Source organism: Streptomyces sp. NRRL S-1022 (assembly GCF_000720135.1).
Lineage (GTDB): Bacteria > Actinomycetota > Actinomycetes > Streptomycetales > Streptomycetaceae > Streptomyces.
Window position 1 is genome coordinate 135812 of the sequence record NZ_JOIU01000011.1, and the last position, 13387, is coordinate 149198.

The 13387-nt window shown below is 70.8% G+C and carries 12 protein-coding genes and 1 pseudogene; 6 read left to right on the plus strand and 7 right to left on the minus strand.

Annotation, left to right across the window (positions count from 1 at the left end; translation table 11 throughout):
• Nucleotides 1-2 precede the first annotated feature (2 nt).
• Nucleotides 3-974 carry a LuxR C-terminal-related transcriptional regulator gene (locus IG05_RS0116490; RefSeq protein WP_030343274.1) on the minus strand — a complete coding sequence of 324 codons (972 nt, stop codon included), beginning with the start codon at nucleotides 972-974 and terminating at the stop codon, nucleotides 3-5.
• A gap of 295 nt (nucleotides 975-1269) precedes the next feature.
• On the opposite strand from IG05_RS0116490, the gene IG05_RS0116495 reads away from it, so the two are divergent.
• From IG05_RS0116495 to IG05_RS0116515, 5 genes are all read left to right on the plus strand, one after another.
• Nucleotides 1270-2289: an alpha/beta hydrolase gene (locus IG05_RS0116495; protein WP_107051372.1), complete on the plus strand. Its 1020-nt coding sequence runs from the start codon at nucleotides 1270-1272 to the stop codon at nucleotides 2287-2289.
• Nucleotides 2290-2323: 34 nt separating this feature from the next.
• Entirely contained in the window at nucleotides 2324-3160 is an 837-nt protein-coding gene (locus IG05_RS0116500) for a hypothetical protein (RefSeq protein ID WP_030343277.1), read from the plus strand.
• A 76-nt stretch (nucleotides 3161-3236) separates the two neighbouring features.
• Nucleotides 3237-3815, plus strand: a complete 579-nt coding sequence (locus tag IG05_RS0116505) for a hypothetical protein (RefSeq protein ID WP_158838906.1) — start codon at nucleotides 3237-3239, stop codon at nucleotides 3813-3815.
• 51 nt (nucleotides 3816-3866) lie between these two features.
• The gene (locus tag IG05_RS0116510; protein WP_030343281.1) at nucleotides 3867-4340 is read left to right on the plus strand and encodes a hypothetical protein; all 474 of its coding nucleotides are present in this window, start codon (nucleotides 3867-3869) and stop codon (nucleotides 4338-4340) included.
• A gap of 196 nt (nucleotides 4341-4536) precedes the next feature.
• Nucleotides 4537-4935 (plus strand): gas vesicle structural protein GvpA, encoded by a 399-nt coding sequence (locus IG05_RS0116515; protein ID WP_030343283.1) that lies wholly within the window; start codon nucleotides 4537-4539, stop codon nucleotides 4933-4935.
• 392 nt (nucleotides 4936-5327) lie between these two features.
• Here IG05_RS0116515 and IG05_RS0116520 read toward each other — a convergent pair whose 3' ends face one another.
• Entirely contained in the window at nucleotides 5328-6467 is a 1140-nt protein-coding gene (locus IG05_RS0116520; RefSeq protein ID WP_051789913.1) for an MFS transporter, read from the minus strand.
• Nucleotides 6468-6623: 156 nt separating this feature from the next.
• Between IG05_RS0116520 and IG05_RS0116525 the strand changes: the two genes are divergently transcribed.
• Complete coding sequence (locus tag IG05_RS0116525; protein WP_030343286.1) at nucleotides 6624-7385, plus strand: DeoR/GlpR family DNA-binding transcription regulator; 762 nt, start codon at nucleotides 6624-6626, stop codon at nucleotides 7383-7385.
• Nucleotides 7386-8247: 862 nt separating this feature from the next.
• On the opposite strand, the gene IG05_RS0116535 is transcribed toward IG05_RS0116525, so the two are convergent.
• The 5 genes and pseudogenes from IG05_RS0116535 to IG05_RS0116550 form a co-directional block, all read right to left on the minus strand.
• A complete protein-coding gene (locus IG05_RS0116535; protein WP_030343290.1) occupies nucleotides 8248-9195 on the minus strand; it encodes a phosphotransferase family protein in 948 nt (315 codons plus the stop codon).
• 451 nt (nucleotides 9196-9646) lie between these two features.
• Nucleotides 9647-10160 (minus strand): annotated as a pseudogene (locus IG05_RS45260) (transposase); the annotation flags it as partial.
• Between the two features lie 81 nt (nucleotides 10161-10241).
• Complete coding sequence (locus IG05_RS45265) at nucleotides 10242-10529, minus strand: hypothetical protein (protein ID WP_078894245.1); 288 nt, start codon at nucleotides 10527-10529, stop codon at nucleotides 10242-10244.
• Between the two features lie 265 nt (nucleotides 10530-10794).
• Nucleotides 10795-11970 (minus strand): zinc-dependent alcohol dehydrogenase, encoded by a 1176-nt coding sequence (locus tag IG05_RS0116545; protein ID WP_030343292.1) that lies wholly within the window; start codon nucleotides 11968-11970, stop codon nucleotides 10795-10797.
• Nucleotides 11967-12905, minus strand: coding sequence for an SRPBCC family protein (locus IG05_RS0116550; RefSeq protein WP_030343293.1), 939 nt, complete (start codon nucleotides 12903-12905; stop codon nucleotides 11967-11969). Before IG05_RS0116550 ends, IG05_RS0116545 begins: the two co-directional genes overlap by 4 nt.
• Nucleotides 12906-13387: the final 482 nt, after the last annotated feature.

The window sequence follows — 13387 nt, forward strand, 5'->3', positions numbered from 1 at the left end:
CCTCAGAGCCAGCCTCGTCGTGCCGCTTGGACCCCGGCCTGGAATCGGGTCGTGGCACCCAGCCCGGCCAGCAGGGCGGAGACGCGGCGGACGACGGTGCGGCGCCCCACCCCCAGGTGCCGGGCGATCGCGTCGTCGGTGGCGCCGCTGGCCATGAGGGAGAGGATCTGGCGGTCCCGTGCGTCGATCTGCGTACCGGTGCCCGTCGCCGACACGGGGACGGCCAGTCGCCAGAGCGACTCGAAGACGTTGGACAGCGCCTGGAGCAGGCTGGACGGGCGGATCACGAGGGAGACGACGCCGGGGCGCTCGTCGGCAGCGAGAGTGACCACCGCCAGGTCGTCGTCGCGCAGGCTCAGCTTCAGGGGCGGATCGTCCAGGGTCCGGGCCTGTTCCCCGGCCTCGATCATGCGGGCCATGTTGGGCCACGCGATGGCATCGTCGAACGCGGAGCCGGGGTAGATGGCGCGGTAGGTGACACCGGCGGCCATGCGCTCGCGCTGCAGGGCCTCCTGCGCGAGGTAGAAGTCGGGCGTGCCGGAGTACGGGGGCACGTCGATGCTGCGCAGCTGGTGACGCGCCGTCTGCTGGAGCTGCCGGCTGATCGCCAGGACCCGCGCGAGGTCCTCGACGACCTCCAGCGCACCGTAGTGGGTGCTGTCCCGCCTGGCGGAACGGTAGAGCCGCTCCAGTTCCGCACCGGTTCGACGCAGCGCCGTCCGCAGTGCGTCATCGCGCCGTAACAGCGCCTCGACTAGCTGCGTGGGCGGCACCGCTTCCCAGACGGCCCCGGCGCTCCCGGGATCCGCCGTCACGACGCCGTCCTCGGCTGCGAGTTCGTCCAGCGCCGCCCGGACGGCGGCCTCGGCCAGTCCGGTACGGGCGGCCAACTCCGCGGCCGATTGGTGCGGATGACGGACCAGGGACTGATAGACCCGGCCACGGTCGGAATCCGGGTCCAGTACGTCGTGCACGACCGCCCCCTCGCCTTTCGGAGCGACGGACCAGGTCCGCGCAGCCGTCCAGTCCTCAGTCCCCGGAGCCTACTGGAGGCTCAGCGCACTGGCGCCAGTGGCGCAGTTGCGCCAGACCGTCCCTATGGCGTCACACACGGGTGGTGCGATGTGATTCCACGTGACCGGCCGACCGACCGTCCCATGGCGACCATGGCGACCAGTCCCCCTAGGACACGTGATGAGACCAGCTCTGTCCGCTCGCCTGAGACGAGCGGGAGCGGCAGGCGTCGCCGCGGTGGCGACCATCCTCCTCATGGGCGCATCGTTCGCACCCGTGGAGGCCTCGGCCCCGCGCCCGCCGGAGATGACCGACGGCTTCGGCCTCACGCAGACCGGTGACGCCGTCGGTTCCGCCACCAACTTCGTCGTCACGGTGACCACGCCCGAGGTCGAAGGTGAGCACCACATCCGCATCCTGCTGCCCGCCGATTACGCCCGGCATCCCGACGAGCGCTACCCGGTGCTGTACTTCCTGCACGGCGCGTCCGACGATCCCGGCAACCCGAACGTGGCGTACCCCGCCCTCACCGCTGCCCAGTCCATGATCACGGTCATACCGGACGGTGGCCGAAGGGGCTGGTACACCAACTGGCTCGACCAGAACACCGCCGCCGGCGCGCAGAACTGGGAGAACTTCCACATCAACCAGGTGATCCCGTTCATCGACGCCAACCTGCGCACCGATGCCACCAGGAAGGCGCGGGCCGTCGCCGGCCTCTCGATGGGCGGTTTCGGCTCCCTGCACTACGCCCAGCGACACCCCGGCCTGTTCGGTCAGGTCGCCACGCTGTCCGGCGCCGCCGAACTCTCGGTCCGCCACGCCGTCATGCGCGCGGCCGTCGTCGCCACGCTCACCAACATCGGCGCCCCGCTGTGCGGGAGTTCGAACCCCACGTGCAGCCTCGACTTCGGTCCCACGGTGTCCAGCGACGCGGTCTTCGGCACTCCCTACCCGGTCTTCGGGGCGGACTGGCGCTGGGACGAGGCGGACCCGGTCTCGCACATGGACGTCCTGGCCCGGGCCGGTACAGGCGTCACGATCTACACGGGGAACGGTGACGGCAACCCGGCCGAGCCGGAGTTCTGGGTCCAGTCGGCGTCGCAGCACGCCAAGGAGCAGCTGGACGCACTCGGGTACCCCGTGCACTTCGTGGACTACGGAGACGGATCCGGCTGGGGCGACGACTGCGCCGGCGGCCACACCAGCGGCTGCTGGGCGCGGGACCTCGTCGACTTCGTCCCGCGTCTCGAGGCGGCCTTCGCGTCCGCTTGATCGCCACGGCCCTACGACAGACAGGCAACCGCACATGAACAGACGACTGTGCACTCTGCTGCTGAGCCTCGTGGTCCTCTGGACCGTCGGGGCCGGTGCGGCCCACGCCGACGGAGGCAAGCGCGTCTACAACGCGATGCAAATCGTCTTCAGCCCGTCCATGACGTATCCCTTCTGCACGATCGGCGCGGTGGGCACCGACAAGTACGGGCACCGGATCGCCATTTCCGCCGGCCACTGCCTCAGGGACGCCGCCTACGCGGACCGCGAGATCCACGACGACGTGGCCCCCGTCTACGACCGCGCGGACACCGCCTTCGGTCCGATCGGGTACGTGCGCTACTTCAAGGACCCCGAGGGCTCGCAGACGGGCCACATGACCAAGGACTACATGATCATCGAACTGGTCCCGCAGGTGACGCTCTCCTCGCAGGGCCCCTACCTGAAGCAGACCGGTGTCCTGGAGGTCCCCGGCGGAACCGCCAGTCCGAACGCCCCGGCACCCGCGCTCGACACCGAGCGGCTGCTCACCACCGGTGACAACGAACTCGTCGTATCGGGTCAGACGGGCGTCTGGTTCGGCACCGTCATGGACAACACCGGCGGCATCTACCGCTCGGCGGCCGCGAACCTGACGGGCGACTCGGGCGGGCCGGCCGTCTGGCACGTACCGGGAAGCGAACTCCCGTCCCAGGACAACGGTTTCCAGGCCTCGGGCCCCTGGGCCGGGATCACCAAGGCGATCACCCTGTCCTTCCCGCCGTTCGAGTACACCAGCTCGGCCAACATCCTCGCTGACCTGCGCGCCCGGGACGCCGCCGCCCCCGAAGGCGTCTACGGCGCGGGGTTCGAGGTGACCACCAGCCCGTGAGTCCGGCCGTCGGCCCGGACATCCATCCGTCCGTCTGGACGGCCCACCCGAGGAAGGGAAGACATTGCTGATCGGCATGCCTTCACGACGTGCGCTCACCACGGTCATCGGCCTGCTCGCGCTGGTGACCGCACTGCTCGCGACGGCGCCCCCGGCACGGGCCGACGCCGCCGCGTTCGAGCTCCGCCCGCTGGTACCGGCCGGTGCCGGCTACCAGGACGGGCTCAGGGCGGAGGTGGACTACTGGACCCTGGGGAGGATGGCCGACGCCGGCCTCAACAACGAGGACGCGGATGCGACTCCGCCTCCCGGCGGCTGGGACGACCTCGGCAGGCCGTGGCCGCGGGGGCAGGGGCTGGTCTCGCGCACCGCCGGCAAGCTGTTCATGCAGTACACGGACGTGGACACAGGCGCCGTCTCGACGTCCTCGTGTTCCGGCAACGTGGTCACCAGCGCGAACCGCAGCGTCGTGCTGACCGCTGCCCACTGCCTGCGCGTCCACACCCCGCTCGACATAGGCTTCGGGAACGTCGTCGCCACCAACATGGTCTTCGTACCGGGCTTCGACGGGACGAACCTGCCGCGCGACCCCGCCGGCACGAGTCTTCCCGGCAAGGACATCGCCCCGTACGGGGTCTGGGGAGTGACCCGTTAGTGGATCACCCGGACCTGGAGCCAGAGCGCCGACTGGCTGCTGGGGCGGGACATGGCCGCCGTCCTGGTGGACAACCCCGACGACCCGCGCCCCGTCGGCGCGGTCACCGGAGGCCAGGAGGTCGCCTTCGACCAGCCGCAGAACCGGACCGGCCACATCTTCGGCTACCCGACCATCAACGAGCGCAACTACTACCGCCCCGGCAACGTACCCACCCCCCTCCAACGGACATTCGACGGCCGGAGCCTGATGGTCACCCGGGGAACGGCCCGGAACGACCCGGTCTACTACAACGACGTGATGGCCGGCGCGCAGTCGCCCGGTTGCAGTGGCGGCGCCCTGCTGCAGGACTTCGACCCTGCCACCGGCGCGGGCGTCCAGGTCGGGGTCTTCTCCCGCTACGACGACCCCGCCCAGATCATCGGCCTGCTCGGCTGGGTGCAGGGCCCCAACATGAGTGCCACCCACTTCGGAGCCGAGGAGCAGGCAGTCTACGAGGCCGCCCAGGCGGCCGGCGTGGCCTAGCTGTATCGCCTCAGGCAGGGCGGGCCGGCGCGGCGCCGGGGCACACGCGCTCGCAAGGGCGTTTGGTCGAAGGTGGTGGGGGCTACCCGCATCCGTAAGCCGCCGTCGCGGCGGGAAACAGCGAATCCGGCCCGCTCCTGGCTGCGATCCCCGCCGACGGAACTCCGCGAAGACAGATCACAAGGGGATGGTCGCGATGACCATGGTGACGCAGCAAGGCGGTGGGGGCGGCTCCAGCGGCCTCTACGACGTTCTGGAGCTCGTTCTCGACCGCGGGCTGGTGATCGACGCGTTCGTGCGCGTCTCCCTCGTCGGTATCGAGATCCTCAAGATCGACGTACGGGTAGTCGTCGCCAGCGTCGATACCTACCTCCGCTTCGCCGAGGCGTGCAACCGCCTCGACCTGGAGGCGGGCCCGCGCAAGCCGGCCGGGCTGACCGAGCTCACGGGAAAGCTCACCGAGTCCGGCGCCCGGGGGAAGACCAAGGGAGCTCTGTCCGGCGCCGCGGAGACGATCTCCGATGCCTTCAATCAGGCACGTGACGAGGGCCGGGAGCGTCAGGGCGAGCGGGCCGCCCGCAGGAGGGAGGAATGAGACATGGGCATCTGTGTCTCGGGATCGTCCGCGCGTGCGACTCCCCTTCCGCCAGGACCTGGAAGGCATCGGCGCGCCCCCGCGGCCGGTACGCGTGCCGCAGCTGCTTCACGCTGAGGCGGCACAGCCGAGCGAAGCGCCCGATGGTGAGGAGTCTGACCTGCATGAGGAGTCTGTCCTGCATGCCGTCATGGTGGACCCTCCCACCGCGGGAGGGTCCAGCGCCGAGGAGGCCCGCAGCGGCTCGGGGCTCCTCGGCTGCAACCGGTCCGTCCCGGCGATCGTGGGGCTAAGTCCCCAGTCGTTGTTTACGGACGTGCAGGGCAGGCTGACCACGAGCCTGCCGGGAGGATGCGACGGAGTGCCCTCGGGTCGCCGCGCCGCACCGGCGGTCAGTGGCTGTTGGACGCCGGCTCGTGTTCCGGCTCGGGCGTGGCGCCGGAGCCGGTGCGCAGGATGCCGGTGGCCACGGCGGTGATGGCGCAGAGCAGCGTCAGCAGCAGGAAGGTGTGATTCAGGGCGGTGAGGTGGGTCAGCCAGCCGATGACGGCGGGTCCGGCGAGCATGCCGAGGTAGCCGAGCCCGGCGACTCGGGAGACGTTCGCGCCGGCCGCGGCGGGGTCGGCATGACCGGCGGCGCTGAACAGCTGGGGGATGCAGCCCGACAGGCCCAGGCCGAACAGCGCCCAGCCCACGAACGCGACCCATGTCGACGGGGCGAGGGCGGCGATCGTGATCCCGACGGCGGCCGTGCCCGAGCCGTAGCGCAGAACCGCCATCGACCCGAACCGCGCGGCGACCCGGTCCGCGAGGAGACGACCGGTGGTCATCGCCGCAGCGAACGTGCCGTATCCGAAGGCGGCGGTGCTTGCCGGAGCGCCGAGTACGTCCTTGAGGTGCAGGGTGCTCCAGTCGTTGGCTGCTCCCTCACACAGCATCGTCGTCAACGCCAGCGCGGCCAGGATCCAGATCCGCCCGGCGACAGCGCGCCGCGTGGCGGTGGGAGCCTGCTCGGCAGGGGTGGCGGCGACGGTGGCGGGCGTGCCGGGCAGCAGACCGCGGGCGAAGACCAGTGCGATCACGATACCGAGGACGGCGGAGGCGCCGAGCGTGGCGACCGGGCTCAGGCCGGCGCCGGCGGCGCCCGCCGCGGCGAGTGCGGCTATGACACCACCGACGGAGAAGGTGGCGTGGAAGGCCGACATGACGGGCCGGCCGTAGGCCTTCTCCACGTGGACGGCGTGGGCGTTCATGCTCACGTCCAGGCAGCCGTTGCAGAAGCCGAAGGCCAGCAGGGCCCCTGCCAGCGTCCAGGGGCCGTGGGCCAGGCCGGGCAGGACCAGAGCGGCACCGGCCAGAACCCCGGTGGAGGGGACCACGAGGCGTGGACCGAGGCGGTCGGTCAAGGGGCCGGCCACCTGCATACCGGCGAACGCTCCCAGCCCGAGCAGCACCAGCAGGCTTCCAAGGGTGGCGTGGCTGATGCCGGCCCGCGTCTCGATGTCGGGGATGTGCACCACCCAGATTCCCATCAAGGTGCCGGCCAGAAGGAAGTAGACGAAGGTCGCCGCGCGAGCGGCTCGAAGCGAAGGGTTCACACCGCCACGGTAACGAACATTCGCGATGGTTGAAAGGCCGCCTTTCGAACACATTGCATGTTTGTTCAGGAGTGGTGTTCAATCGCGGGTATGAGCAACGCAGACCGTCACTCCGTGATCGCGCAGGCCGTCAGGGAGTCGGGCCAGGTCACCGTCCACGACCTCGTCGCGCTGACCGGCGCATCCGAGATGACCATCCGGCGTGACCTCGACGTGCTCGCCGGCCAGGGCGTGCTCGAACGCGTCCGCGGCGGCGCGCGGACCCTGCTGCTGCGGGGTGAAGAGCCGCCCTTCGCGCTGCGCGCCCGCGAGGCCGTCGACGCCAAGCGCCGGATCGCCGCCGAGGTGTCCTCGCTCATCGCCGACGGCGAGAGCGTCCTGCTGGACAGCGGCACCACCTGCCTGGAGGTCGCCCGTCTCCTGCGCGAACGGCCGGTCACCGTGATGCCCCTGTCCCTCCAGGCCATCCACGTCCTCAGCGACCCCCCGGGCCAGGCCACGCTGATGGTGCCCGGCGGACGGCCCCGCGCCGCCGAAGGAGCCCTGACCGGCCCCCTCACCCTCGCCTCCCTGGCCGCGTTGCGCTTCGACACCGCGGTGATCGGCTGCTGTGGCCTGAGCGCCACCGAGGGCCTGACCGCCTACGACCTCGACGACTCCGCGGTGAAGAAGGCGGGCATCGCCTCGGCGCGCCGCATCGTCGTCGCCACGGACGGCGGCAAACTCGGCCGCACCGCCTACGCCCACGTCGGCCCCGCCACGCTCCTGCACACCCTCGTCACCGACACCACCGCGCCCGCCGACGAGGTCGCCGCGCTCGAAGGCTCCGGAACCGTCGTCAAAGCCGTCTGACGAAACCGCCGAGCCGCAAACCCTCGTCGCCGACGAGCCACCACCTGCCACGTCCTCGGGACCGTGGCCGCCGGCCGAAAGACGGCGGACGATGGTGAGGCGGCCCGGCTTCGCGGTGGAGTCGGCGGGGTGTGATGGCGGAGTCCAGCACCGGGGTGAGACCATGCGGCGGCGTCGTCCGGGCGCAGTTCGAGCGGCGCGTACGTCGTGTAGCTCCACTGGTCCGTGCCGTCGGTGCCCGCGTGCTTGACGTGCTCGCGGGCCTCGTAGGGCAACGTGGCGCTCCAATGCGGGGGCTTGGCGGCCGGGGCGCGGTCGCGGGGTGTCGTCCGGCCCGAGAGCGCGGGCAACGGCGGTGCCTTCGTCGTCTCGGACGAAGGCGAGCAGGATCTTGCGGCTGGCGGGGTCGGCCATGACCCGGCGGGCGGCTTCGACGGTGTGGGCGACGCAGCCGGTGGTGCCGTCTTCGACGATGTCCCGGCGCGTGGTGTCGTCCCAGACGTCGAGCTGGAGGTTGGCGCCCTCGGTGGAGCAGTCCTCCTTGGAGTCCGCGCCCAAGACGCACCACCGGAGCATCGCGGCGTGGGCATGACGCTGCAAGTAGACGGCGGTGCCCAGGAGCCGGTCGACCTCCTTCGCCGCGTTCTCGCGGGCCCGCTGTTCGTACCAAGCGCGCAGGGCCTGACTGCTTGGAACCCCGACCTTCTGCTCGACCATCCCCCTCTGTCTTCGTGGCCTCCTCGGGCGTCGTCGGCCGAGAGAACGGCCGCTCGACCCCCAGGGCCATGTGCCCCTGGATCCGCTCGGGACCGTAGGGCACCGCACACACTGTCACCGGAACTTCCCGGCTGCCCGCGGTGCGTCAGCGGTGCAGGGACTCGGCGACGGCCGGGTCCTCGAGCACGGTGACGCACCAGGCGAAGTGCTCGTCACCGCCGCCCGGCGCGAAGGCCTCGCTCGTGGCCATCGCATAGGCGGCCCGGTACAGCAGGAGGTCGTCGACCGCGTAGCCGAACTCGTCGGCGAACCGCGCGGTGAGCTGCCGGGTGATCTCCGGGGCGTGCTCGGTGCCCGCCGGGAAGATGGCCGCGGCCACGGCGGCGTCGAACCGGGGGTCCCCGCCCGTGGACAGGAAGCCGTAGTCCACGAGGGCGAGCGGCCGCAGGTCGTCGTCCACCAGCACGGTCTCCGGGAAGACGTCACCGTGGACGACCGCCTCGTCGGTACGGGGCAGCGAGCGCAGCTTCCGAAGCAGCCGGGCGCGCTTGTCGTCGAAGTCGCGGACATGCGTGGAGAGCCGGTCCGCGCACCGGCTGACCCGCCGGTCCACCAGGTCCGCCAGGGCGGATCCGAAAGTGGTGTGGCCTTCCCACAGCGGGCGTTCCTCGTCCAGCACAGGAAGATGCTTGACCTCGTCGACGTCATGGGCGTCCGCGAGGGCGCGCAGCACGCCGACCAGGCAGTCGACCGCTTCGGGCAGCACCTCGTCCGGGTCGTCGGTGCGGATCCTGCCGGCCAAGGGCTCGCCGGTCAGCTCCCGCTCCACGGTCATCGGGACACCGTCGATGTCCTCGACGGCGAGGATCTCCGGGGCGCCGAACGGCAGGTGCGCCGCCGCATCGGCGTAGAAACGCTGCATCCGCCGCAGTTCGGATGCCCGTCGGCGCTCCCACACCTTGGCCACCGTTCCGTCCCCGAGTCGGTAGACGGCTCCCTCCACCGCCGCCTCGACGGGCCCGGCGTCGGGATATCCGGCGTCGACGAAATGTCGTACGCGCCGGGCCGTGGTGTCCCGTACCGCATCGGACATCTCGTGCCTCCTTCCGCCCCCGGCGTGAACGACCGGCCGGTCGGCGGGGCCGACGCAGGGACCATCTCCCACGGTAGGCCCCTCGCCCGCGCGGCACCCGGTGACGGAGCGCTGCCGGGCACCATGCGGTCCGCCACGCGTATACGGCGGAACAGTGCCGGCGGATCCCGCGTGCCCGGAGCCGACAGTGGCTGCTCCTTCGTACACTGGCGGCCGTCGCCCGCCGACGGCCGCGTCCGGCCACTGCGCGGGGACCCGCCGACGGGCATCATGCACTGCGGCGTCCGTCGACCGCAGTCCCCTACCGCTGATCCGCCCGTGCCCCGCCCGGGACGCAGACCGAACTCGACCTTGCAGGATCGTGGGCGGAGCGGGAGGCGGCCCTTGACCAGGGCGCACGGCGAAGGGCCGCCGGGGCCCCGCAGTCCTGTCGTAGCAGGGCGTTCCGGGCGGCGTCGTAGCCGACGGGTCGACCGCCCCCAGGACCCTTCTTCTTCCGGTTGGCGGTCTGGTCCTTCTTCTCCGGGATCACTGCCTTGATGCCGCGTTGGCGCAGGTGGGCCCAGTTGCCGCGTGACGAGTAGGCATTGTCCCCGGCGACTGCGTCCGGCCGGGTGCGGGAGCGGCCGACGGGGCCGCGGACCCGTAACTTCTTGAGCACGGGGATGAACTGCGGGAGCTTTGTTCTTCGAGGCTGCCCTCTTTGACCTGGCCTTCTCCTCGGCGGCAGCCCTGCAGGGCCTCGAAGACGCCGGCGTCACGCCACCGCCGGAAGCCGTTGTGCACGGTCGACCATGCGCCGGACTCCTGCGGCATCTCCCGCCACTGCCCGCCGGTCCTGAACCGCCAGATCACACCCTCGAACTGCTGCCGGAGCCGTTCGGGGTACGGGCCGTACTCGCCGATCGGCAGCAGGTACGGCCCGAAGAATCCCACTCTGCGTCCGTCAGTTGCACTCGCGTCACGCAGGAAGACCTACCGGACCAGGCCCCGCCGCGAGAGCGAAGTCCGGAACTGCCACCGTCTGCCCTTGAGGCGAACCAGGCTCAGCTGAGTCCGCGATGGGCGGCCCACAACGTCCCGGCGCGGCTGGCCGCGTCGACAACCAGAGCCGCCAGTTCTGGTTCGTCGGGGACCGGGAACAAGACGTATGCGCCTCGACCACCGCCGACTGGTCGGCCATAGGCTTTCGCGGCGAGGCGACCGTCCGGGAGAAGCCGGACGTTGAGTGTGGTCAGTTGGAACTCTTCACCACGCCGAGTGTCCGTCCAGCGGAGCGCCTGCGGGATCGTGACGTTGATCGCCAGAGCACTCACTTCCAGGTCGCTGCTCATGGGCGGATGATCTCACGCGAGTCGCACAGGCGGCGGGCGAAGCAAGCAGTTCGATCACGACTCGATACGCGCCCCAGCAGGAGACGCGACGCCCGCTGCGTGAAGCGGGGCCCACACCGGCTCGGGGATCAGCGCGGGTCCCGCCTTGCTCATCATCGCCGTCCGGTGGGCGCGACGTCCGATCGCCGGGCATCCGAGGCAACCTCTGTGACTGCGGCTGGTGGCTGCGCCGCAACAAGGGTGCCGCAGTGCGTCGACGCGTCCCTCACGGCTTGAGGACGACCTTCTCGCAGCGGTCCTTCTTGTTCTTGAACAGGTCGTAGCCGGTCGGTGCCTCGGTCAGGGGCAGCCGGTGGGTGATGACCCGGGTGGGGTCGAGCTTGCCCTGCTCGATCAGGCCCAGCAGCGGTTTCATGTACTTCTGCACGTGGCACTGTCCGGTGCGCAGGGTCAGGGACCTGTTCATCCAGGCGCCCGCGGGGAACTTGTCGATCAGTCCGCCGTAGACGCCGATGACCGACACCACGCCGCCGCTGCGGCAGGACAGGATGGCCTGGCGCAGGGCGTGCGGCCGGTCGGTCTCGGAGCGGACCGCCTGCTTGGCGCGGTCGTAGAGGTGGACGTGGGAGGCACCGTGTGTGGCCTCCATCCCGACCGCGTCGATGCACTTGTCGGGGCCCCGGCCGCCGGTGAGTTCCAGCAGCGCCGACCGTACGTCGACGTCCTCGAAGTTGATGGTGGTGTAGCCCTGGGCGGCGGCCATGTCGAGCCGGTAGGTCTCCTTGTCGATCGCGATGACCTTCTCCGCGCCCAGGACCCGGGCGCTGTCCATGGCGAACTGGCCGACCGGCCCGGCGCCCCAGACGGCGACGACGTCACCTTCCTGGATGTCGCACATGTCGGCGCCCATGTATCCGGTCGGCAGGATGTCGGACAGGAACAGCACCTGCTCGTCGCTGAGGTCCGACTCGATCTTGAGGGCGTTGACGTCGGCGAACACCACCCGGGCGTACTCGGCCTGACCGCCGGCGAAGCCACCGGTGAGATGGGAGTAGCCGTAGATGCCGGCGGTGGGGTGGCCGAAGAACTTCTCCGAGATGCCGGCGTTGGGGTTGGTGTTCTCGCAGCACGAGTACAGCTCCGCGCGGCAGGCCGCGCAGGCGCCGCAAGCGATCGGGAAGGGCACGACGACCCGGTCGCCGACGCGCAGTCTGCCGTCGCTGATACCGGGGCCGACCTCGATGACCTCTCCCATGAACTCGTGGCCCATGATGTCGCCCTTTTCCATGGTGGGGACGTAGCCGTCGAGCAGATGGAGGTCGGAGCCGCAGATCGCCGTCGAGGTGATCTTCACGATGGCGTCGCGGCTGTTGAGGATCGACGGGTCCGGTACCTCCTGCACCTCAACCGAGTTGCGTCCCGTCCAGCAGTTCGCCTTCACGACAGGGCCTCCTTCAGTTCGCTTTCGGTCAGCGGTCGGGCCGAGTGCTGCGGGAACTCACCGCGGGCCCGCTTCCCGCCGGGTGCGCCCTCGGAGCGGACGACCTCGCCGGTCTCCGCGATCTGCTTGAAACGGCGCAGGTCGTCGTCCAGCTGCTGGTGCGGTTCCTCGCCGAAGTAGCGCGCCGCGGCCTTGCCCAGCGCTCCGCCGGGCAGGTCGTAGCGCAGGGACACCCGGATCTCCGTGCCCCGGCCGCCGGGGGCGGGTACGAAGCGGACCTCGCCGGAGTTGTCGATGTCGGCACCGTCCACCGATCGCCAGGCGATCAGCCGGCCGGGGTCGTCCTGGGTGGTCTCGGCGTCCCATTCGACCGCCTTGCCGAACGGCGCGCTGGCCCGCCAGTGACTGGTGCGCGGGCCGGTGACACGCACCTCGTCCAGGTGCGCCATGAAGCCCGGCAGGCGCTCCAGGTCGCTCCAGAGGGCGTAGACCTCGTCCGTGGATTGGATGACGGTAGTGGCCGCGGTCAGTTCCATGGGGGTGCTCCTACGGGTGCGGGTCACGGCCGCGTAGACGTCCGTGGCCGTGAGGGCGGTGACCGTGGCGGTCGCGGCGACGGTGCGGCCCAGGCCGCGACCGTTGTGGTTCTTCAGGGCCCGGGTCAGCATCGTCAGGTCCATGAGGTCGCCGCCGACGCGGCCCCAGAGCCAGGCGGGGTGCGGCCGTCCCAGCAGCCCGGTCGCCGCCGCCAGCTCGCGCACACCGACGGCGGTCGTGGCCGAGCGGTGCCGGAATGCGTCGTCCACGCCCAAGGCCCGGGCGAAGCCGGCCGGAGCGACGACCTGGGGCACACCCAGGAGCGCGCTGGCCCAGCCCAGGCCACGCACGAGCGGGTCGTGCCGTAGGCGGGCGGTGGAGCGGGTGTCTGTCTTCATGAGTGCTCCCCACGTGCGGTGAGGTGAACGGAAGGCGGACCACTTGAGTGAGAAGGTGAAGAGGGCGTAGCGGACAATGCCGGGTTTCCGCGTGACCCTCATCCAATCCTCGGCTTCCGTCACCAACAGGCGGCGCGGCCGTTCGGTCGCGGCGTGGACTGCGCGCGCCATGGCTTGTTCCGCACGCCCGCGGTCGACGATCCGGCGCTTCAACGTGGACAGGTCCTCGGTCCCTGTGGTGAAGGGCTCACTGACCACCTCGACGTCGAACCGCCGCCCCGGTCCTGACTTGCCGGCGGGCCGAGCAGGGAGTACCCGGACCATATACGGCGCGACCTCCGTCGGCGCGTACGGATCCGCCAGGCGAGCCACGACCGTAACGCCCTGCGACGACTCCCGCATGACCGGACCGTCCTCGTCGGCGGCCCCGGTGCTCGCCAGGGCCCAGAATGTCCCGGATATAACGCCGCCGCCCGTAGCCG